A 21456-nucleotide genomic window follows, 5' to 3' on the forward strand; every position below is an offset into this window, starting at 1 on the left:
ACCCGGCTGGCTACGCCTCAGGCGGCAGGCTTGCCGGTACGGCGTTTTCTCGCGCCGTAGGCCGTCAGCGCCAGTCCCGCCAGCAGCATGGCCCAGGTTTGCGGTTCCGGTACGGCCGGCAAGACTGTCGGGCCGGTGGGCGGCAAGGTTGGCAGGATCACGGTGGGCGGCACGATGATGCTGCTGCCCTGGTCCGGCGGCAGGCCGCTGCCACCACCTCCGCCACTTCCGCCGCCCATGCCGGCCGGCGGCGTGATGCCGCCGACTGTACGCACAAAATCGAAGGGCAGGAAAGGAATGCTGGCCACCTCGGGCGGCATGGCGCCGCCCGTGAAGGAGCCGCCGCGCAAGGCGTCGGGATTGTCGATCAGGGGCACGCCTGCCGCTTCCGGTGCGGCCGGTGCGGCGGCAACGGGTGCTGCGCCGCCGGGAGCGGCGCCTGCCGCCGGCGGCGCCGACGCGGGCGCCTGCGTGATGCGGCTGACATTGCGGCAGATCGTCGGCACGAGGATGCACTGGCCCTGCACGCAATACACGAGTCCCCGTTCCTGCATCTGTTCGCTCCAGCCCGCACGTGTGACGTTGCGGCAGACGCGGCCCGGGCCGAAATGCATGTCGCTGATGCGCGCGTTGTAATTGCCCTTGCCGCGGATGGCGTCGCGGCTGATCACCACAATTTCATCGTACTGGCGCGCACGCATGCGCTCCTTCAATTGTTCACGCACGGGCGGCGCGATATCCGTATAGCGGTCCACGGCTGCGACCACGTCACCCATGAACGGATCGACACCGGGACGATTCCAGTTGCAGTTATCCAGCACATTGGCGCGCGCGGTGCCTTTCGCGTAGGCGGGCAAGGGCGCCAGGGACAAGGTGGCAAGCAGGCATGCCGCACCCAGCAAGCTGACTCCCGCGATCCAAGAGCTGTGTCTCATTGTTGTTCCTCGTGAAAACAATATCAAAATTGAACTTTTTGTATGAGTTCGAATGTTATCATCGAAGAAACTTCAATATCAACTAATAAATAAAATTATTACAATTAGTGTTGTGTTTATTGATTTGTTTTAACTGGAAATGATTAATATTTTTATCTCGATAGGCGAACGTCGGCCGCGCAGGGGAATTGATTGCAATGGGGAAATGCAAACGGCCCGCGCAGGGCGGGCCGTTGAAGGCGAAGATAAGGAGGAGGGAGTGGCTGTTTACATCAGCCCATGGAACAGCACGACGTCGACAAGGTCGCCGGCGGCCACGTGGCCTTGCGCTTCATGCAGCACGATCATGCAATTGGCTTGCGTCATCGAGCGCAGGATGCCCGAACCTTGCGCGCCTGTCACGCGCACGTGCTGGCGTCCGTCCGCGCCACGTTCGACGATGCCGCGCTGGTATTCCGTGCGGCCCCGTTTCTTGCGGATAGGCGCTTGCGCCGCCACCTGCAGCAGGGGCAGGGCGGACGTGTCCGCATCGGCGCCCATCAGGCGCAGCAGGGTGGGGCGGGCGAGGAAATAAAACGCCGCCATCACGGCCACGGGGTTGCCGGGCAGGCCCAGCAGCAATGCCGTGTCGCCCTCGCTGGCAATCCGGCCGAAGGCCATGGGGCGGCCCGGGCGCATGTTGATGTGCCAGAAGGCCACTTCACCGAGGCGCGCGAGGATCTCGCGCGTAAAATCGGCCGCGCCGCTGGACACGCCGCCGGAGGTGATGATGACGTCAGCCTTGGCGCAGGCGCCGCGCAAGGCCGCTTCCAGCGCTGGCGGATTGTCCTTGACGATGCCCATGTCGAGCACTTCGCAGCCCAAACGGCTCAGCATGCCCAGCAGGGTATAGCGGTTGCTGTCGTAGATACAGCCCGCGTCGAGCGCTTCACCGATCGAGCGCAATTCGTCGCCGGTGGAAAAGAAGGCCACGCGCAGCCGTCGGCGCACGGGCACCGTGGCGATGCCAAGCGAGGCCAGCAGCCCCAGTTCGGCCGGTCCGAGTAGTTTGCCCTGCAGCAGGGCCGGCTGGTCCTGCATCAAGTCTTCGCCCTTGAAACGGCGGTTGTCGCCAGGGCGGATGCAGTCCGGCGCGACGGTGATGCTGTGCTCGCTGGCTTGCTGTACCAGTTCCTGCGGCACCACGCTGTCGCAGCCGTCCGGCATGACGGCGCCCGTCATGATGCGCGCGCATTGCCCGCGCTGCACGGTGACTGTGCCGGGACGCCCGGCCAGGATGGTGTCGACCACGGCCAGGGTAACGGGTGCGTCGCCACCGAGGTCGGCACCATGCAGCGCATAGCCATCCATGGCGGAGTTGTCGTGCGCGGGCACGCTGATGGGCGAGATGATGTCGGCCGCCAGGATGCGCTCGAACGCTTGCGGCAGGGGCAGTTCCTCGATCTCGGCGACGGGCGCGACGGTGTCGGCCAGGATGGCTTGCGCCATCGGTACGCTCAATCCCTGCGCCTGCAGGGCTGCCAGCTCGTCCGGGGTATTGATGTTACCGAACGCGGCGCCGTCCTCGAACAGTACCTCGGCCAGTCTCAATGGGCCATGCCAGGTGCGCATGCGGCGCTCGCCGCCGCGCAGATAAGCGTCTAACTGGGGCAGGGCCGAGGTTTTCACCAGGCAAAAGACGGGGTGCGGGCGGCGCACGGCCGAGCCCGTCGCTGGGTCGATCTCTTCGGTGACGGCGATGGCCAGGTCGGCATCGTTATCGATCAAGCCGGCCGCCAGGCGCGTTGCCAGGTCGGGCGGCAGCAAGGGAGAGTCGCACGGCACCGTCAGCAAGTAGGGCGTGCCGGCGTGCCGCATGCCGCTGTGCAAACCTGCCAGGGGCCCCAGCTGGCCCGGCAGAGAGTCCGGCCACACGGGCAAGCCGAAGCGCGCGTAATCGCCGGCATCCGCGTGGACACTGATGGCCAGCTGGCCCACTTGCGGCGCCAGGCGTTGCAGCACGTGGCGGGCCAGGGGCTGGCCATGCAGGGGCAGCATGCCCTTGTCGCGCTGGCCCATGCGCGTGCCGAGGCCCCCGGCCAGGATCAGGCCGGTAATGTCGTGTTTGTTGATCATGTCAGGTAGGAAAATTGGTGCATGCGCCATGGTAGCAGCGCGGGGCGTGCGCCGCCGCGGATTCAGCCGCCGATGTACGACATTTCCACTTTCTTTTTACCGTGCTCAAGTGCGCCGCTCGTCAAGTCCGTCTGGCTGGTGCGCAATTGCGAATAGCGGTCGCCGCGGCCGCGCCACAGCTGCGCCACGGCCGAGGATATTTCCGCGTCGCTGCGGCCGCCGCGCAGCAGGCTGCGCAAGTCGTGGCCGCTGCTGGCGAACAGGCAAGTGTACAGCTTGCCCTCGGTCGAGAGGCGGGCGCGGCTGCAGTCGGCGCAGAATGCCTGCGTGACGCTGGAAATGAGGCCGATCTCGCCGCCGCCATCCGCATAGCGCCAGCGCGCCGCCGTCTCGCCCGTGTAGTTCGGGTCGATGGGCAGCAAGGGCAGGTGCGCGGCAATGCGGCGCACGACTTCGGCCGAAGGGATGACTTCCTGCAAGTTCCAGCCGTTCGAGGCGCCCACGTCCATGTATTCGATGAAGCGCAGGATGTAGGGCGTATTCTTGAAGTGGCGCGCCATGGGCACGATTTCCTGCTCGTTCATGCCGGCCTTGACGACCATGTTGATCTTGATGGGCCCCAGGCCGGCGGCATGCGCCGCATCGATGCCGTGCAGCACGTCGGCGACAGCGAAATCGACGTCGTTCATGCGCTTGAAGGTGGCGTCGTCGAGCGAGTCGAGCGACACGGTGACCCGGTTCAGGCCCGCATCCTTGAGCGCCTGCGCTTTTCTGGCCAACAAGGAACCGTTGGTGGTCAGGGTCAGGTCCAGCGGCTGGCCCGACGGCGTGCGCAGCGCGGCCAGCATGGCGATGAGCTTTTCGATATTCTTGCGCAGCAGCGGCTCGCCGCCCGTCAGGCGGATCTTTTCCACGCCGTGTTCAACGAACAGGCGCGCCACGCGCGTGATTTCCTCGAACGACAGCAAATCCGTGTGCGGCAGATACACGTGGTTCTTGTCGAACACGTCTTTCGGCATGCAGTACACGCAACGGAAATTGCAGCGGTCGGTAATCGAGATGCGCAAGTCGTGCAGGGGCCGGCCCAGGCTGTCGGCCACGTTACCGCTGGGACTTTCCAGCCGCGCGGGGATCGCCGGTGCCCCATTGCGGGCTTCGGCGAGGTAGATAATCTTGTCAGCCATGAAAGGTCATGCCACTTACGTAAAATCGGTCAAGGCAGATACGATAGCACGAGGCCGAAGATGGCACAGGCGAGCAGCAATTTGATGGTGCCTACTTGAAACCTGATCAGCGCCACGCCGGCCGCCAGCGCGATGGCAATCGCTACCCAGTCCCAGTGCGGCAGCGGGTTTTCTTGCCAGAAGACGTGGCGCCCAAAGAACAGGGCCAGGCTGGCGATGACGCCCACCACGGCCGCCGAGATGGCCGTCAACGGCGCGCTCAGGCGCAAATTGCCGCGCGCCGCTTCCACGAGGGGGGCGCCGGCCAGGATGAAGATGAACGAGGGCAGGAAAGTGAACCAGCTGGCAACGAGCGCGCCGCACACGCCCGCCAGCCACAGCTGCTCACCCGTCACGGCGTGGCTCCAGCCGCCGACAAAGCCGATGAAGGCGACGATCATGATCAGGGGGCCGGGCGTCGTTTCGCCCAGCGCCAGGCCATCCATCATTTGCGCGCTCGTGATCCAGTGGTAGTGGTCGGCGGCGCCCTGCACCAGGTAGGGCAGCACGGCATACGCGCCGCCAAAAGTCAGCAGGGCCGCCTTGCTGAAGAACACGCCCATCTGCGCCAGCGGCTGGTCCGCCCCGCCCGCCAGCGCCAGGCCCAGCCAGGCGAGGAAGGCCAGCGCCAAGCCCACGGCAGCCGTGCCAAGCAGGCGCGGCCAGCGGAAGCGCGCGTGGTCCGGCGTGGGCGTGTCGTCATCGATGAGGGCGGCGCCGTAGCGGGCCGCGCCGCCGTGCGACGCGCCGTTGGCATGAAAGTGGCCCGGCAGCCAGCGCCCGCCCGCCATGCCGAGCAGGGCGGCGACGAAGACGATCAGCGGAAATGGCAGCTGTAGCACGGTGATGGCGGCAAATGCGGCCGCCGCGATGGCGATCAAGGCGGGGCTGCGCAAGGTGCGCCGGCCCAGGCGCCAGGCGGCCGCCAGCACGATGGCGACGACGGCCGGCTTGATGCCGTACAGGACGCCGGCGATGGCGCCCACGTGGCCATACGCCATGTACAGCCAGGACAGGGCGATCAGCACCAGCAGCGAGGGCAGCAAAAACAGCAGGCCCGCCACCAGGGCGCCGCGCGTACGGTGCATCAGCCAGCCGATGTAGATGGCCAGTTGGGTCGCTTCCGGCCCCGGCAGCAGCATGCAGTAATTGAGGGCGTGCAGGAAACGCTGCTCGGAAATCCAGCGCCGCTTTTCCACCAGTTCCGCATGCATCATGGCGATTTGCCCGGCCGGGCCGCCAAAGCTGACGCAGCCCAGCTTGAGCCAGTACCAGAAGGCGCTGCGCAGGCTGACGGGGGCGGGAGGCAGATTGGCGTTCTCGTGCATGGCGGGTGGATGGCAGCAAAAAAGTGGACATAAAAAAGGGGAAGCCTGAGCTTCCCCTTTCATCATTGGCGGCTGGGCGAACCCGGCGCGCTTATGGACGCTGCGTGTTGACCTGGATCAACGGCTCATCCGATTGCGGCGGCAATGGCTTGCGTTCGCGCGGCTTGCGTACCGGAGCGACTGCCTTGGCGGCCGCTTCCTGCGCCAGGCGCAGTTTTTCCGGATCGGTGGCAGCCAGGGTCAGGCCGGCCGAGCCGAGCACTGCGCTCAAGTCCAGCGGCGCTGCCACAGGGGCTGGCGCCGGAGCAGGAGCAACGACAGGTGCTGGTGCCGGGGCAGCGGCAGGTGCAGGAGCCACTTCGGCAACCACGGGTGCCGCTTCCGCTACGGCAGGCGCCGCTTCGATGACTGGCGCTGCTGCTGGAACTTTTTCAGCCACGGCGGCGGTTTCCACGGCAGCTGCCGTTTCCACGACTGGCGCCGCTTCGACGATGACTTCCGCTGGAGCAGGCGCTGGCGCCGGTGCAGCTTCCGCTTTCTCGGCAAAGCTGTACTCGGCAGCTGGTGCCGGTTCGGCAGCAGCTGGTTCAGCTTGCGCTGCAGCAACGACGGCTTCCACAGGGGCTGGCGGCACGATCACTTCGGCCGCTGGTGCGGCTTCCTCAACCTTGACCATTTCCACCACTTCGACCACTTCCACGACTTCAGCCACGACGGCTGGGGTAGCTTCGGTTGCAGCTTCCACTGGCGCGGCGACGGCAACGACAGCGGCGGCAGCCACGACGGCGACTGGAGCTGCATCCGTTGCAGCTTCCGGCGCCGGAGCGACCGTAAAGCTGATCACGGGTGCGTCCTGGCCTTCGTTGTCACCGTTTGCCGATTCGATCAGCTCGCCCGTTTCGCGGTCGCGGCGGTTGCGGTTGCGGCCACCACGACGACGGCGGCGGCGCGGTTCTTCGCCTTCCACGTCGTTTTCCGTCTCTTCGCCTTCAGGGCCGGCATTTGCCGGTGCTTTCAGCAGGTTTGCCGGTGCGGCGTCGGATTCCGGGCCGTTTGACGCCACGACGACATTCACTGCGCTGGCGGTGGCGCCAACCAGTGCCAGCTCTTCAGCTTTCACTTCAGCAACAACAGCCTTGTCGGCGCGTGGTTCGCGGCCTTCGCGTGGCTGGCGTGGCGGACGTTCGGCGCGCTCTGGACGTTCCGCGCGTTCCGGACGCTCGGCGCGTTCAGGGCGTTCACCGCGTTCGCGTGGTGCTGCTGCCGTATCGCCGTTCTCGCGCGCTTCACGCGGTTCGCGTGGCGGACGCGGTGGACGTGGCGGACGGGCCGCTTTTTCCAGTGCTTCCGCTTCTTTCGCTGCATCGTCCTGGGCTGGACGGCCCTGGCCCGGTTCGCGTTCTTCGCGGCCTGGCTTGCCGTTGCGGCCACGGCCACGCGGGCCACGGCTGTTGCGGTCGCCACGGTCGGCGCCGGCCGGCTTGGCTGGTGCGACAGGGGCAGGTGCTGGCGCCACCGGTGCCGGAGCGCCGGTGAAGAAGCTGATGATCTTGGCGATCAGGCCCTGTGGTGCGGCAGGCGCGGCCACTGGAGCCGGTTTCGCTTCGACGGGCTTGCGCTCGACCAGCGGTGCCGGCTGGTCAGGGGTGATCGTCTTGACGACGGCTTCCTGGCGCGGCTTGGCTTCTTCCTTCTGGCGCTTGCTGTAAGCCATGTCGGTTTCAGCGCTTTCGGCCAGGTTGTAGCTGGCCTGGCTATCTTCCAGACGCGGATCGTCGTGCTTGATGCGTTCCAGCTTGTAGTGCGGCGTTTCCAGATGCTTGTTCGGGATCAGGATCACGGCGATGCGGTGGCGGTTCTCGATCTTCAGCACTTCGCCGCGCTTTTCGTTGAGCAGGAAGGCGCCCACGTCCACGGGCACTTGCACGTGGATGGTGGCCGAGTTTTCCTTCATCGCCTCTTCCTGGATGATGCGCAGCACCTGCAGGGCGGACGATTCCGTATCGCGGATGTGGCCGGTGCCGGAGCAGCGCGGGCACGTCACGTGCGAACCTTCGGACAGCGAAGGGCGCAGGCGCTGGCGCGACAGTTCCATCAGGCCGAAGCGCGAAATCTTGCCCATTTGTACGCGGGCACGGTCATGGTGCAGCGCGTCTTTCAGGCGCTGTTCCACTTCGCGCTGGTTCTTCGCCACTTCCATGTCGATGAAGTCGATGACGATCAAGCCGCCCAAGTCGCGCAAGCGCAGCTGGCGGGCCACTTCTTCGGCCGCTTCGCAGTTGGTGTTGAAGGCGGTCGTCTCGATGTCCGAGCCGCGCGTGGCGCGGGCCGAGTTGACGTCGACGGAAACGAGCGCTTCGGTATGGTCGATCACGATGGCGCCGCCCGATGGCAACGGCACGGTGCGGCTGTACGCCGTTTCGATCTGGTGTTCGATCTGGAAACGCGAGAACAGCGGCACGTCGTCGCTGTAGCGCTTTACGCGGTGCACCATGTCGGGCATCACGTGGCTCATGAACTGGTGCGCCTGGTCGTAGATCTCGTCGGTGTCGATCAGGATCTCGCCGATGTCGGGCTGGAAGTAGTCGCGGATGGCGCGGATCACGAGCGACGATTCCTGGTAGATCAGGAAAGCGCCGTTGGCCGACTTGCCGGCGCCTTCGATGGCGCGCCACAGTTGCATCAGGTAATTCAAGTCCCACTGCAGTTCATCGACGTTGCGGCCGATGCCTGCCGTGCGGGCAATCACGGACATGCCGGCTGGCAAGTCCAATTTATCCATGGTTTCGCGCAACTCCTGGCGCTCTTCACCTTCCACGCGGCGCGATACGCCACCGCCACGCGGGTTGTTCGGCATCAATACCAGGTAACGGCCGGCCAAGGAAACAAACGAGGTCAGGGCGGCGCCCTTGTTGCCGCGCTCTTCCTTTTCCACTTGCACCATGATTTCCTGGCCTTCGCGCAGCGCTTCCTTGACGGAAGCGTTACGCACGTCGACGCCTTCGCGGAAATACGTGCGGGCAACTTCCTTGAAAGGCAGGAAGCCGTGGCGGTCTTCGCCATAGCTGACGAAGCACGCTTCGAGCGATGGCTCGATGCGCGTGATCACGCCCTTGTAGATGTTGGATTTGCGCTGTTCGCGCCCGGCTGTCTCGATATCGATGTCGATCAGTTTTTGTCCGTCGACAATCGCTACGCGCAGTTCTTCTTGCTGCGTGGCATTAAACAACATGCGTTTCATTTTTATAACTCCGCGACCCGTAGGCCATCTCAAAGCCGCTTCCGGGGAAGCGGCGAAGTACAGGGATATATGCGAGAACGGGAGTGCTGGCGGGGGAAATGCCCAGGCGTGCGGAGCAACAACGCGTACGAGGTATACGTTACGGCCGCAACAGGCGCGGTGAGGTCGATCGTCATGCCGAGTGCACAGGACACTTGCAACTCATCTGAAACAGCCCGGATGAGAATGAACTGCATCGGGGACAGAGAATGCAAGTGGTCAGCAAATTCAGAGCCAAAATCGTTAGCCGGCTCATTACAGGGATCGCGATGGCGAGGCTTGGCCTCAGCCTATCATCGACAACCCTCAGTATTTGGCCACATACGGGGTTTGGCGAAAACGGCAAGCGTTATCAACTTCATCAACCCGCGAGCCCGACTCGATAAGTCGCGCTAACGGGTACTTATCCTTATAATCCCACACTCACTTCAGCATCTCCACGCGTTATCCGATTACAACTACGGTGCAACCTTGATTCGCGCAGGGATGGTGCATATACATTTTTTTCCACCGAATTTGCAATTTGGCGAGGCCGGTGGAGACGCCCCTGTGTAAAATGTGCTTTTATTCTTACACTCGCAGCAGCCAGGGCCGCAGCAAAAACAATTATATATTCAAAATGAAGGACTTAGAGAGATTTCTGGGAAGACATAGTAAATGAAGAGTCAAAATGATGTTGTTCCCCCTTCAACACCCCCGGTTCAGCCGCAAGCCCAATTCGTAACGATCGCCGAGGAAGAAGCAGGCCAGCGCATCGACAACTACTTATTAAGAGTGTGCAAGGGAGTGCCTAAAAGCCACATCTACCGGATCTTGCGATCGGGAGAAGTGCGGGTTAATAAAGGCCGTATCGATCAGCTGTACCGTCTCGCCGCCGGCGACGTGGTGCGCATTCCACCCGTGCGCGTGGCCGAAAAGGCCCCCACGGGCGCGCCGGCCGCCGAATTCAAGATCATCTTCGAAGATGCGCAGCTGCTCGTCATCGACAAGCCGGCCGGCGTGGCCGTGCATGGCGGCTCGGGCGTGTCGTTCGGCGTGATCGAGCAATTGCGCGCTTCGCGCCCCGACGCCAAGTTCCTGGAACTGGTGCACCGCCTGGACCGCGACACGTCCGGCCTGCTGTTGCTGGCAAAGAAACGCACGGCGCTGACCAACCTGCACGAGCAGATGCGCGACGGCGTCACAGACAAACGCTACCTGGTGCTGGTGGCTGGCGACTGGAAGAATGCACGCCAGCATATCAAGTTGCCACTGCACAAATATACGACGGCCGAAGGCGAGCGCCGGGTGGCCGTGCAGGCCGATGGCCTGGCGTCGCACACGGTGTTTTCACTGTTGCATAAATATCACAACTTCGCCTTGCTGGAAGCGGAATTGAAGACGGGACGCACGCACCAGATCCGCGTGCACCTGTCCTCGTCCGGTTTCCCCATCGCCGGCGACGATAAATATGGCGACTTCGCCCTCAACCGTGCCCTGTTGAAAGCCGACAGCACGCGCGGCGCCCTGAAGCGCATGTTCCTGCACGCGCACCAGATCACGTTTACGCATCCGGAAACGGGCAAGACGATGACCCTGAATGCGCCGCTGGCTGCCGAATGCGAGCGTTTCTTGGTAAGCTTGGGCAAACCATTGGCCGTTGCCGCACGATAAGTAACCATTGCGTGCGCGCGACACTACTCACAAGGTAGTCAGTCGCCATCATTCATTCTCAAGGAGCCGGCGGCTATGCCGTCGGGAAACATGGCAAGAAAGCAATTTGATCTGATCGTCTTCGATTGGGACGGTACCCTGATAGACAGTACCTCGACCATCGTCAAGTGCATCCAGGCATCGGCCAAAGACCTCGGCTTGCCCATTCCCACCGAGTTGCTGGCCTCGCATGTGATCGGCCTTGGCTTGCAGGAAGCCATGCAGCTGGTGATGCCCGACGTGGAGCCGAAATTCCATGTGCGCATGGCCGAACGCTACCGCTATCACTACCTGTCGCGCGACCATGAGCTGACCTTGTTTCCCGGCGTACACGAGATGCTGCAGGAACTGTCGCAGCAGGCGTATTTCCTGGCGGTGGCCACGGGCAAGAGCCGTGTCGGCCTGAACCGCTCCTTGAATGCCGTCAAGCTGCTGTCCCTGTTCGATGCGACGCGCTGCGCCGATGAAACGTTTTCCAAGCCCCATCCGGCCATGCTGCAGGAGCTGACGCGCGAATTGGGGCAAGATATGCGCCGTACCGTGATGATCGGCGACACCAGCCATGATTTATTGATGGCAAGCAATGCAGGCGCGGCAGGTATTGCCGTAGAGTATGGAGCGCATCCGGTGGCGCAGTTGCAAGCTTGCAATCCCCTGTATTCGGCCGCCACGGTGGCCGACCTGCATCAATGGCTGAGCGAGCACGCATGATGAACGATGTTGTCGATGTTTTCATTTGCGACGCCGACGCCGTGGCCGATGGCGGCAAGGGCGTGCGCTTTCCCGTCTCTGCCGGCGGCGAAGCGACCACGGGCTTTGTCGTGCGCCATGGTGGCAAGGCGTATGGCTACCTGAACCGCTGTGCCCACGTACCGATCGAACTGGACTGGGCGGAAGGCGAGTTTTTCGAGTCCAGCGGCTTGTACCTGATGTGTTCGACGCATGGCGCCATCTATGTGCCGGAAAGCGGCCTGTGCGCGGGCGGTCCCTGCAAGGGCGGGCGCTTGCGTCCGATCGCCGTGGCCGAGCGCGATGGCCAGCTGTACTGGCAACCCGACGAATATGTCCAGCCGCTGCCGGCCTGAGGCTGGGGCAAGCCTTATTGCAATTTAAACAAAGTGAATCATGAGCGATAACACGAATGACAAGCTGGACAGCAGCGCGCCAGCCGCCGGCCACGGCGCCCCTGCGGGGAACTGGGAGCGCGACGTGCTGGAAAAGCTGGTATTTGCCACTTTGCAAGAGCAACGCGCGCACCGCCGCTGGAGCATCTTTTTCAAGGTCTTCGGCCTGCTGATCGTGCTGTTCGCCCTGTGGGTGTTTTATGACTACAACACGGCCGACGACAGCGAAACCCTGGGCCGCCATACGGCCCTGATCGACATCAGTGGCGCCATCGAATCCGAAGGCAGCGGCTCGGCCGCCGTCGTCATCCCTGCGCTGGACAAGGCGTTTTCCGATAGCGGTTCCGTGGCTGTGGTGCTGCATATTAATAGTCCGGGCGGCAGTCCCGTGCAGGCCGGCATGATCGTCGACGAGATGCAGCGCCTGCGCAAAGGCTATCCGGACAAGCCTTTATATGTGGTGGTCGATGAAATGTGCGCTTCGGGCGGCTATTACATCGCGGCCGCCGCCGACCGCATCTACGTCAACAAGGCCAGCGTGGTCGGCTCCATCGGCGTGCTGATGGATGGCTTCGGCTTTACGGGCGTGATGGAAAAGGTCGGCGTCGAGCGCCGTTTGCTGACGGCGGGCGAGAACAAGGGTTTCATGGACCCGTTCAGCCCCCTGACGGAAAAGCACAAGGCGTATGCGCAGAGCATGCTCAATGAAATCCACCAGCAATTCATCGAGGTGGTGCGGGCGGGACGGGGCAAGCGCCTGAAGGAAACGGCCGATACCTTCTCCGGCTTGTACTGGACGGGCGCGAAAGCCGTGGAAATGGGCCTGGCCGACGATTTCGGCACGGTAGACAGCGTGGCGCGCGACGTCGTCAAGGCGGAAGACATCGTCGACTACACGCAGCATGAAGGCTTGCCGGAGCGGGTGCTGAAAAAGTTTGGCGCCGCCATGGGCGCGGGTGCCATGAAGGCGGCCGTGCAGCAGTCACAACCGGCGTTGCGCTGAGGACATCACTCTTGGCTGGCAGGCAAGCCAATCGAGAATGATTTTCAATAAGGTGGTAAATTGGCTTGAAAAAGGGGCTGCTTGGGCTATAGTGAAAGCGTAGTTCTTTTCAAGGAGGGGCGATATATCAACTATGTTGTCAGTACTAACTTGATTGGCAGGTCTTGGAACTACTCGCCGCATCGCAGATGTGGTTTTGAGTGAATTTACATTCCTCACTAAAGTCCCGATGGGGCTTGGGAACGGCGGCGCAATGCCGCCGTTTCCTTTTGTGCGTCGTCCGTGCCGGACGGACACATGTTGCTGGATGTCGTAGTTGGGCGTGCTGGCAAGGCAGGCATGCGAGGGCAGGGCATGGCTGGCAGGTGGGCCGGGTTCAGACGGCGCAGCCGTTGCAGTGCGCGGGCAGGGTAGTTGCCTGCCGGGCCGGCGCCGCAATGGTGTTGACGCCGGAACTGATGTCGGGCGGTGAGTCCGCCATAGCGGGCGTCGTCACCTTGTCGGTTTCCGCGTCCGCATCCGCGTGGGCAAAACCGCCCAGTTCCAGCCAGCACATGAAATGGCATTGCGCTTCGGCATGCCAGTGCGTCTGGCTTGCTGGCGATGGCGGCGCGTCCGCATCTTGCTGCGCAGAGGTGTTGCTCCAGCGTGCCACGCCGAGTCTGACCTTGTGCATGGCCGCCTGTTCCGCAGCGATGCGCTGGCGCATGTCGGCGATGCTGCCTTGTAAGGCGATGGTATCGGTATGCTTCATACAATGTCCTTGTGAGTCGTTGTCTGGTTATTATTCCTAAAGCTCGTTAGGCGGATTCCTAACGAAGTTTCAGTCTATCAATGCGATATTCCGAGCGCTTGATATTTCTCAAAGGAATTGGCCATTTATATCGAAATCTCACCTTGTACTTTAGCTCATCTGTGCCTGCGCAAGGCTGGTGTGTCTTCAAAGGCCTGGCGCATGGCCGCTTCACGCTGCCAGCCGCTTCTGGTAAAGTCACGCCCATGAGTAAATTATCCCTAGACCGCATCCTGCAATCGCAGGGTTTTGGCACCCGTAAATATTGTCGTTCCCTCATCGAAGATGGCGATGTCGTCATCGATGGCGTCACCCAGACCAATTACCGCACCACCGTCGAGACCGAAGGCCTGGTGCTGCACGTGTTTGAAGAAGAGTGGGTGTACCGCGCGCACCTGTACCTGGCGCTGAACAAGCCGGCCAACTTCGAATGTTCGCGCAAGCCCAGCCATCATCCTGGCGTGCTGACCCTGCTGCCGGAACAGTTCACTTGGCGCGAAGTCCAGCCCGTTGGCCGGCTCGACCACGATACGACCGGTATGCTGCTGATGTCCGACGATGGGCCGTTTATCCATGCACAATCCTCGCCGAAGCGCCACGTCCCCAAGATTTACCAGGCCACCACGCAAGAGCCCGTGACGGATGAACTGGTGGCCCTGTTGCTGGCCGGTGTGCAATTGCACGACGAGCCGGCCCCGCTGGCGGCCCTCGTCTGCGTCAAGCGCGGCGAGCACCAGCTGGAAATCGTGCTCGAGCAAGGCAAGTACCACCAGGTCAAGCGCATGCTGGCCGCCGCCGGCAACCATTGCAGCGCGCTGCACCGTTCCGCCATCGGCAGCCTGACCCTGGAATCGCTGGGCATAGCCGAAGGCGAGTGGTGCTATCTGACTCCCGAGCAGATCGCGCTGCTGGCGTAAAACCCTTCTGATCGCCAAAGCCGGGGCTTCCCGGCTTTTTGGCGTCTTTAGCCTCCTGTTGCCTGCATTTGACGAAGTTTCCCGCACATGAAATTAGCTACCCTGAACGACGGCACGCGCGATGGCCAGCTGGCTGTCGTCTCGCGCGACCTGAAAACGGCCCACCTGGCCGATGGCATTGCCTCGACCCTGCAAAAGGCGCTCGACGACTGGAGCTTCATCGCGCCCCAGCTGGATTTGCTGTACCAGACCATCAACAGCGGCCGCGGCCACCGCGCCTTCGAGTTCGACCCGGCCAACTGCATGGCTCCCTTGCCGCGCAGCAGCCTGCGCGTGGCCGGCGCTTCTTATCTGCAACAGATCGAGCGGGCCTGCAAGGCCGCAGGCGTTGAAGCGCCGGGCAATCTGCGCGATGCGCCAAGGATGTATCAGGGGGGCAGCGATGATTTCCTTGGCGCCCACGATGACATCACCCTGGCGCACGAGCAGTGGGGCATCGATTACGAGGCAGGCATCGCCGCCATCACGGACGATGTGGCCATGGGCTCGACGCCGGACCAGGCGCACCTGAACATCAAGCTGTTGATGCTGGTCAACGACATCACCTTGCGCAACCTGGCGCCCGACGAGCAGGCCAGCGGCTACGGCTTCCTGCAAGCGAAGCCGGCCATGGCCTGTTCGCCTGTCGCCATCACGCCCGATGAACTGGGCGACGCCTGGCGCGGCGGCAAGGTGCATTACGCGCTGCGCTGTAGCCTGAACGGCAAATTGACGGGCCAGCCCCACGCGGGCGCCGACATGGCGTTCAATTACCCGCAATTGCTCGCCCATCTGTGCCAGACGCGCAACGCGCGCGCCGGCAGCGTGGTCAGCGCGGGCGGCGTCGCCAACAAGGAAGTCAAGAAGGGGTTTTCCAGCATCGTTGAGCGACGTAACCAGGAGATCATCGCCGATGGCGTCGCCAGCACACCGTATCTGCTGTTTGGTGATGTTGTTCGATTGGAAATGCTTGGAGACGACGGCAAATCGCTGTTTGGTGCGATCGAGCAGACCGTGAAGCAGGCGGAAGCCAGGAAGTCGCGCTAAGGTTTCTGAGGAGCAAAGGAAATACAGGGGATTTGCCCCCCTGTTCCGCCGATGGCGTGCACGCACTTGTACCGATAATGCTCCATGCCCAGTCCGTATTGCGCCTAGCCAGGCTGCAGGACTTCACCGGAGTTGATTGATGTCGGAAGACAGCGACGCAGAAAAGACCGAAGCCGCGTCACCGAAGCGCCTCGAGCAGGCGCGTGAGGAAGGCGACGTTCCGCGATCGCGTGAAGTGGCCACGTTTACGGTGTTGATGGCGTCCGGCTGCTGCCTGTGGTTTGCCGGCGACGCCATCGTGCGGCGGCTGACGGCCGTCATGGTTTCCGGGCTGACCCTGGACCGGGAGCAAATCCTCAATCCCGATGCGATGATGCTGCGCATCGGCTACGACGTCGGCTCGGTCTTGCTGACCTGTTTGCCGTACGCCGCGGCCATCATGCTCGTCGCCCTGGCTTCGCCCGTGCTGGTGGGCGGTTGGCTGTTCAGTTCCAAGGCGTTTACCCCCAATTTTGGCAAGCTCAACCCGATTCGCGGCCTGGGCAATATGTTTTCGAAGAATGCGCTGGTGGAGCTGCTCAAGGCCATCGCCAAGACCCTCGTCGTCGGCGTCGTCGCCTGGATGGTGATGCAGCATCAAAAGGACGCCGTGCTGGGCCTGTCGGTGGAATCGCTGCGCGCCGGTTCGGCCCATTTGATCAGCCTGCTGATCACGGCCTTTTTGCTGATCGTCGGCGCGCTGGGCCTGATCGCCGCCATCGACGGTCCGTACCAGATGTGGCACTACGCCAACAAGATGAAAATGACCCTGCAGGAAGTCAAGCAAGAGTCGAAGGAGTCGGACGGCAATCCGCAGATCAAGGCGAAGATTCGCCAGATGCAGCATGAAATGTCGCGCCGCCGCATGATGGCCGACGTGCCGACGGCCGACGTGGTGGTGACCAATCCTACCCACTACGCCGTGGCCTTGAAGTATGGCGAGAATTCGCGCGGCGCGCCGCAGGTGGTGGCCAAGGGCATCGACGAGGTGGCGGCGAAGATCCGCGAACTGGCCGGTGAACACAAGGTCGCCATCTTGGAAGCGCCGGCCCTGGCGCGCGCGCTGTACAAACATACGGACATCGGCGACGAGATTCCCGAGGCGCTGTATGGCGCCGTGGCCGAAGTGCTGGCCTATGTGTTCCAGCTGCGCAGCTATGGCAGCGGCCAAGGCCAGCGCCCGGACAAGCCGAAAAAACTCGACGTGCCGCCGGAGCTCGACCCGCTCGACCCCGCATCGCAGACCAAACCCGCGGCAGACGCGGCAGACAAGAATAAAGGAAGCACACCATGAACGGCCTGACCATGCCAGCCTGGCTCAGCGGATTGAAAGGCAACGCCAGCAAGGGTATCGCCGCGCCGATCATCATCATCATGCTGCTGGCGATGATGGTACTGCCGCTGCCCGCTTTCATCCTCGACATCTTCTTCAGCTTCAATATCGCGCTATCGATCATCGTGCTGCTGACGGCGCTGTACACGGTCAAGCCGCTCGACTTCATGGCGTTCCCGACCATCCTGCTCGTGTCGACCATGCTGCGCCTGTCGCTGAACGTGGCGTCCACGCGCGTGGTGCTGACGGAAGGCCATACGGGCGCCGATGCGGCAGGTAAAGTGATTGAAGCGTTCGGTCACTTCCTGATTGGCGGCAATTACACGGTCGGTATCGTGGTCTTCATTATTTTGACGATCATCAACTTTACCGTCGTGACGAAGGGTGCGGGCCGTATCGCCGAGGTGGGCGCCCGCTTCGCGCTGGACGCCATGCCTGGTAAACAGATGGCCATCGATGCCGACCTGAACGCCGGCCTGATCGGCGAAGACGAAGCGCGCCGCCGCCGCACGGAAGTGGCGCAGGAAGCGGAATTCTATGGCGCCATGGACGGTGCCAGCAAATACGTGCGCGGCGACGCCATCGCCGGCATCATGGTCACCGTCATCAATATCGTCGGCGGCTTGCTGGTGGGTTTGTTGCAGCACGACATGGGCTTTGCCGACGCCCTGAAGAACTACACCTTGCTGGCCATCGGTGACGGCCTGGTGGCGCAGATTCCTTCGCTGATCATTTCCACGGCGGCCGGTATCGTCGTCTCGCGCGTGGCCAGCGAACAGGACATCGGCACCCAGCTGGTGGGTCAATTGTTTGCGAAACCGCAAGTGCTCTACATTACCGCCGGCATCATCGGCGGCATGGGCCTGATTCCCGGCATGCCGAACATGGTCTTCATCCTGCTGGCCTCACTGCTGGCCGGTTCCGCCTATTTGATCAGCAAGAAACGCACGCAGGAAAAAGAGGCGGCCGAAAAGCCGGCCGAAGCGCCGCAAGCAACCGTGGCGCCCGAGCAGGAAGAAGCCAGCTGGCAAGACATCATGCCCGTCGATACCCTGGGCCTTGAAGTGGGCTACCGCTTGATCCCCCTGGTCGACAAGACGCAAGGCGGCGAATTGCTCAAGCGTATCAAGGGCATCCGCAAGAAGTTCGCCCAGGAAGTGGGTTTCCTGGCGCCGCCCGTGCATATCCGCGACAACCTGGAACTCAAGCCGTCTGCCTACCGCATCACCTTGAAGGGCGTGGAAGTGGGCGTGGGCGAAGCGTTCAACGGCCAGTTCCTGGCGATTAATCCCGGCATGGCCAGCGGCACCTTGCCGGGCCTGGCCACGAACGACCCCGCCTTCGGCTTGCCCGCCACGTGGATCGACGCCAGCTTGCGCGACCAGGCGCAATCGATGGGCTATACGGTCGTCGATGCGGGCACCGTGGTGGCCACGCACTTGAATCACCTGATCACTTCGCATGCGTCGGAGCTGCTGGGCCGCGCGGAAGTGCAGTCGCTGCTCGACCACCTGGGCAAGGATGCGCCGCGCCTGGTGGAAGACCTGGTGCCGAAGATGCTGTCGCTGTCGACCCTGCAAAAAGTGCTGCAGAACCTGCTGGCCGAGGGCGTGCACATCCGCGACATGCGCACCATCATCGAAACCCTGGCCGAGCACACGGTCAACACGCAAGACCCGAACGAGCTGACGGCGCTGGTGCGCGTGGCCCTGGGCCGCGCCATCGTGCAGCAACTGTTCCCCGGCGCGGCCGAACTGTCCGTGATGACCCTCGACAGCCGCCTCGAACGTTTGCTGATGCAGGCGATGGGCAATGGCGGCGACGGCGCCGGCATCGAGCCTGGCCTGGCCGACACCATCGCGCACCAGGCAGGCCTGGCTGCGCAGCAGCAGGAAGCGCTGGGCCTGACGCCGGTGCTGCTGGTACCGGCGCCGCTGCGCGCCCTGTTGTCGCGCTTCCTGCGCCGCGCCTTGCCGCAACTCAAGGTGCTGTCGCATGCGGAAGTGCCGGAAACCAAGACGATCCGCGTCACGGCACTGGTGGGCGCGCAGTAGTTGACATGGTTAATGCCGGGGTCAGACCCTCAACACCGCCAACACGAAGGTCATCGCCAACGTGCGAGGGGGTCTGACCCCAGCAGTTGCTTTTGGTCAAAAAAGCATCAATTTCCTCCCGGCAAACTGAATAACGGGTACTTTCCCGTCCTGTTCCTTCGATCGTTTCCTGCAAGCATCGCTAATAATGGAAACTGTCCGAGTGATCTGTGTCCATGTGGAAGACAGCACTCAAGCAACAGGAGTCGATGATGGTCACACAGTTCAGCCAATATTGCGCCACCCCCGCCTTGGGAGGCCGGTCATGAATGTGAAGAAATTTACGGGCGCCTCGTCGCGCGATGCGCTGCGCAAGGTGCGCGAAGCGCTGGGCCCCGATGCCGTGATCCTGTCGAACCGCCAGGCCGACGGCGTGGTGGAAATCCTCGCGCTGGCCAATGACGATGCCGCTTCGCTCGCTTCGCCGCCGGCCGCGTCCGAAATGGCCCAGCCCCGGCCCCAGTTGCAGACCCAGTTCGCCACGCCGCAGCGTCCGGCCGCCCCGGCCCAGCGCCCGGCCGCGCCACGTCCTGCCGCGCCGCGCCAGGCTGCCTCCGAGCCAGTGGACATGGCCCGCATGCAGCAGATGATGGCCAGCGCGCTGGCGCACGTCAAAGAGAACGCCGCCGCCGAGATGAGCGGCATGATGAATGAAATCCGCGCCATGCGCGGCATGATGGAAACCCAGCTGGCGGAAATCTCGTGGGGTTCGACGCAGCAGCGCGAGCCGCAAAAAGCCGTCGTGCTGCGCGAAATGCTGGCCGCCGGCTTTTCCGCCAGCCTGGCGCGCTACCTGATCGACAAGCTGCCCGCCGGCCTGGACGGCGCGCAAAGCATGCGCTGGATCAAGACTGTCCTGAGCCGCAACCTGAACACGGTCGCCAATGAAGATGCCATGATCGAGCAGGGCGGCGTGTTCGCCCTGGTCGGCCCGACCGGCGTCGGCAAGACCACCAGCACGGCCAAGCTGGCGGCCCGCTGCGTGATGCGCCACGGCCCGGAAAAGCTGGCCCTGATCACCACGGACGCCTATCGTATCGGCGCGCATGAACAGCTGCGCATTTACGGCAAGATCCTCGGCGTGATGGTGCATTCCGTGAAGGATGAAGCGGATTTGCGCATCGCCCTGAAAGAATTGAAGAACAAGCACACGGTGCTGATCGATACGGTGGGTGTCAGCCAGCGCGACCAGATGGTGACGGAACAGGTGGCCATGCTGTCGGGCGCCGGCGCCGACGTGAAGCGTTTGCTGTGCCTGAACTCCACGGCGACCCAGGAAACCCTCAACGAAGTGGTGCGCGCCTATCAGGGCAGCGGCCTGGCCGGCTGCATCATGACCAAGCTCGATGAAGCGGCCTCGATCGGCAACGTGCTCGACGTGGTGATCCGCCAGAAACTGAACCTGTTCTACGTGTCGAACGGCCAGCGCGTGCCGGAAGACCTGTACCTGGCCGACCGCGGCTACCTGATCGACCGCGCCTTCAAGCTCAAGCGCGACTCGGCGGCCACGCAGTTTTCCGATGCCGAACTGCCGTTGCTGATGGCGCAGGCAGCCGCCCGCAACAATGAAGCGCGCGGGGTGCATCTTGGCTAATTTCGATTTCGACCAGGCCGAAGGCTTGCGCCGCATGCTGGCCGGCCCGCAGCCGCGCGTCATGACGTTCCTCTCGGCCACGCCGCAGGACGACAAGGGCGCCATGCTGGTCAACCTGGGCGCCTCGCTCGTCTACGGCGGCAATGACGTGCTGCTGCTCGACGCCAGCGGCGGCAGCGATGGCGTGGCTGCGCGACTGGGACTGGCGCACGGCGCCAGCCTGCGCGACGTGGCGCGCCAGCAGTGCGGCTTGAACCAGGTCATCCACCAAGTGCCGCAAGGCTTCGGCGTGGCCAGCCTGGGCGCGCGCAACCATTTGATGGACAGCATGGACTATGCGGGCGAGGACGAACTGCGCCGCCTGGGCAAGACCTTTGACGTGCTGGCGCGCCAGAGCGGCATCGTGCTGGTCGACGGCGTCGTGGCAGAAGAGGGCGCCTGCTTCCCCGTGCCCTTGATGGCCTCGTCCGATATCGTCGTGCAAGTGTCGACCAGCGCCACTTCGATCAAGGCGGCGTACTGCCTGATCAAGCGCCTGAGCCAGGAACTGGGACGCCGTCCGTTCGGCATTCTCGTCACCGGCGCTTCCGAATCCGAAGCAAAAGTGGTATACGATAATATGGCACAGGCGGCGAGCCGCTACCTGGCCGTGAAGCTGACGTCGATGGGGTCGGTGCCTGCCGATGAGTATCTGCACCGCGCGGCGCGGCTGGGCCGCAGCGTGGTCGATGCGTTTCCGCTGGCCGGCGCCTCGGTGGCGTTTCGCGGACTGGCCGAGCGGCTGGCCCGTTCGGCGGCGCCGGTGCTTGGCGGCACCTTGTACCAGACGGGGAGCGCCCACCAGTTCAGCGCCTGAAGCCAACCGTAGCACCAGATAAGATGAGAAAACAATAAGCAGCCT

The 21456-nt window shown here is 63.2% G+C and carries 16 protein-coding genes; 10 read left to right on the top strand and 6 right to left on the bottom strand.

Features of this window, described 5'->3' with window-relative positions; translation table 11 throughout:
• Positions 1-17: 17 nt before the first annotated feature.
• The 5 genes from ASN89_RS08645 to ASN89_RS08665 form a co-directional block, all read right to left on the bottom strand.
• Positions 18-935, bottom strand: a complete 918-nt coding sequence (locus ASN89_RS08645) for an MHFG family PEP-CTERM protein (protein ID WP_152988519.1) — start codon at positions 933-935, stop codon at positions 18-20.
• A gap of 267 nt (positions 936-1202) precedes the next feature.
• Entirely contained in the window at positions 1203-3050 is a 1848-nt protein-coding gene (glp, locus tag ASN89_RS08650; RefSeq protein WP_058048997.1) for a gephyrin-like molybdotransferase Glp, read from the bottom strand.
• Between the two features lie 62 nt (positions 3051-3112).
• Complete coding sequence (gene moaA / locus ASN89_RS08655; protein ID WP_046685954.1) at positions 3113-4234, bottom strand: GTP 3',8-cyclase MoaA; 1122 nt, start codon at positions 4232-4234, stop codon at positions 3113-3115.
• Between the two features lie 29 nt (positions 4235-4263).
• Entirely contained in the window at positions 4264-5601 is a 1338-nt protein-coding gene (gene chrA / locus ASN89_RS08660) for a chromate efflux transporter (protein ID WP_058048998.1), read from the bottom strand.
• Between the two features lie 91 nt (positions 5602-5692).
• Positions 5693-8842: an Rne/Rng family ribonuclease gene (locus ASN89_RS08665; protein ID WP_058048999.1), complete on the bottom strand. Its 3150-nt coding sequence runs from the start codon at positions 8840-8842 to the stop codon at positions 5693-5695.
• Positions 8843-9538: 696 nt separating this feature from the next.
• On the opposite strand from ASN89_RS08665, the gene ASN89_RS08670 reads away from it, so the two are divergent.
• The 4 genes from ASN89_RS08670 to ASN89_RS08685 all read left to right on the top strand — a co-directional run bounded on the left by ASN89_RS08670 (position 9539) and on the right by ASN89_RS08685 (position 12700).
• Complete coding sequence (locus tag ASN89_RS08670) at positions 9539-10534, top strand: RluA family pseudouridine synthase (protein WP_034754116.1); 996 nt, start codon at positions 9539-9541, stop codon at positions 10532-10534.
• 90 nt (positions 10535-10624) lie between these two features.
• Positions 10625-11284 carry an HAD-IIIA family hydrolase gene (locus ASN89_RS08675; protein ID WP_058049034.1) on the top strand — a complete coding sequence of 220 codons (660 nt, stop codon included), beginning with the start codon at positions 10625-10627 and terminating at the stop codon, positions 11282-11284.
• Positions 11281-11658: a Rieske (2Fe-2S) protein gene (locus ASN89_RS08680; RefSeq protein ID WP_152988520.1), complete on the top strand. Its 378-nt coding sequence runs from the start codon at positions 11281-11283 to the stop codon at positions 11656-11658. Before ASN89_RS08675 ends, ASN89_RS08680 begins: the two co-directional genes overlap by 4 nt.
• A 40-nt stretch (positions 11659-11698) precedes the next feature.
• Positions 11699-12700: a S49 family peptidase gene (locus tag ASN89_RS08685; protein ID WP_058049000.1), complete on the top strand. Its 1002-nt coding sequence runs from the start codon at positions 11699-11701 to the stop codon at positions 12698-12700.
• 376 nt (positions 12701-13076) lie between these two features.
• On the opposite strand, the gene ASN89_RS08690 is transcribed toward ASN89_RS08685, so the two are convergent.
• Positions 13077-13454, bottom strand: a complete 378-nt coding sequence (locus ASN89_RS08690) for a hypothetical protein (protein WP_058049001.1) — start codon at positions 13452-13454, stop codon at positions 13077-13079.
• A gap of 245 nt (positions 13455-13699) precedes the next feature.
• On the opposite strand from ASN89_RS08690, the gene ASN89_RS08695 reads away from it, so the two are divergent.
• The 6 genes from ASN89_RS08695 to ASN89_RS08720 all read left to right on the top strand — a co-directional run bounded on the left by ASN89_RS08695 (position 13700) and on the right by ASN89_RS08720 (position 21411).
• Positions 13700-14410: a pseudouridine synthase gene (locus ASN89_RS08695; RefSeq protein ID WP_034754110.1), complete on the top strand. Its 711-nt coding sequence runs from the start codon at positions 13700-13702 to the stop codon at positions 14408-14410.
• An 87-nt stretch (positions 14411-14497) separates the two neighbouring features.
• Positions 14498-15496, top strand: a complete 999-nt coding sequence (locus tag ASN89_RS08700; protein ID WP_046685949.1) for a fumarylacetoacetate hydrolase family protein — start codon at positions 14498-14500, stop codon at positions 15494-15496.
• Between the two features lie 139 nt (positions 15497-15635).
• Entirely contained in the window at positions 15636-16829 is a 1194-nt protein-coding gene (gene flhB / locus ASN89_RS08705; RefSeq protein WP_046685948.1) for a flagellar biosynthesis protein FlhB, read from the top strand.
• Positions 16826-18922, top strand: coding sequence for a flagellar biosynthesis protein FlhA (gene flhA / locus ASN89_RS08710; protein WP_058049002.1), 2097 nt, complete (start codon positions 16826-16828; stop codon positions 18920-18922). The genes flhB and flhA overlap by 4 nt, the downstream gene beginning before the upstream one ends.
• A gap of 304 nt (positions 18923-19226) precedes the next feature.
• Positions 19227-20555 (top strand): flagellar biosynthesis protein FlhF, encoded by a 1329-nt coding sequence (gene flhF, locus ASN89_RS08715; protein ID WP_058049003.1) that lies wholly within the window; start codon positions 19227-19229, stop codon positions 20553-20555.
• On the top strand, positions 20548-21411 hold the full coding sequence (locus ASN89_RS08720) for a MinD/ParA family protein (protein WP_046686264.1): 864 nt from the start codon (positions 20548-20550) through the stop codon (positions 21409-21411). The genes flhF and ASN89_RS08720 overlap by 8 nt, the downstream gene beginning before the upstream one ends.
• Positions 21412-21456 lie beyond the last annotated feature (45 nt).

The organism is Janthinobacterium sp. Ant5-2-1 (genome assembly GCF_001445815.1).
GTDB lineage: Bacteria > Pseudomonadota > Gammaproteobacteria > Burkholderiales > Burkholderiaceae_D > Janthinobacterium > Janthinobacterium lividum_E.

What these genes read in the sequence shown, in the direction of transcription:
- ASN89_RS08670 (WP_034754116.1), top strand. Translation starts at nt 9,539, where the DNA reads ATGAAGAGTCAAAATGATGTTGTTCCCCCTTCAACACCCCCGGTTCAG.
- flhA (WP_058049002.1), top strand. Translation starts at nt 16,826, where the DNA reads ATGAACGGCCTGACCATGCCAGCCTGGCTCAGCGGATTGAAAGGCAAC.
- ASN89_RS08700 (WP_046685949.1), top strand. Translation starts at nt 14,498, where the DNA reads ATGAAATTAGCTACCCTGAACGACGGCACGCGCGATGGCCAGCTGGCT.
- ASN89_RS08680 (WP_152988520.1), top strand. Translation starts at nt 11,281, where the DNA reads ATGATGAACGATGTTGTCGATGTTTTCATTTGCGACGCCGACGCCGTG.
- flhF (WP_058049003.1), top strand. Translation starts at nt 19,227, where the DNA reads ATGAATGTGAAGAAATTTACGGGCGCCTCGTCGCGCGATGCGCTGCGC.
- chrA (WP_058048998.1), bottom strand. Translation starts at nt 5,601, where the DNA reads ATGCACGAGAACGCCAATCTGCCTCCCGCCCCCGTCAGCCTGCGCAGC.
- moaA (WP_046685954.1), bottom strand. Translation starts at nt 4,234, where the DNA reads ATGGCTGACAAGATTATCTACCTCGCCGAAGCCCGCAATGGGGCACCG.
- ASN89_RS08685 (WP_058049000.1), top strand. Translation starts at nt 11,699, where the DNA reads ATGAGCGATAACACGAATGACAAGCTGGACAGCAGCGCGCCAGCCGCC.
- ASN89_RS08695 (WP_034754110.1), top strand. Translation starts at nt 13,700, where the DNA reads ATGAGTAAATTATCCCTAGACCGCATCCTGCAATCGCAGGGTTTTGGC.
- ASN89_RS08645 (WP_152988519.1), bottom strand. Translation starts at nt 935, where the DNA reads ATGAGACACAGCTCTTGGATCGCGGGAGTCAGCTTGCTGGGTGCGGCA.
- glp (WP_058048997.1), bottom strand. Translation starts at nt 3,050, where the DNA reads ATGATCAACAAACACGACATTACCGGCCTGATCCTGGCCGGGGGCCTC.
- ASN89_RS08665 (WP_058048999.1), bottom strand. Translation starts at nt 8,842, where the DNA reads ATGAAACGCATGTTGTTTAATGCCACGCAGCAAGAAGAACTGCGCGTA.
- ASN89_RS08690 (WP_058049001.1), bottom strand. Translation starts at nt 13,454, where the DNA reads ATGAAGCATACCGATACCATCGCCTTACAAGGCAGCATCGCCGACATG.
- ASN89_RS08675 (WP_058049034.1), top strand. Translation starts at nt 10,625, where the DNA reads ATGGCAAGAAAGCAATTTGATCTGATCGTCTTCGATTGGGACGGTACC.
- flhB (WP_046685948.1), top strand. Translation starts at nt 15,636, where the DNA reads ATGTCGGAAGACAGCGACGCAGAAAAGACCGAAGCCGCGTCACCGAAG.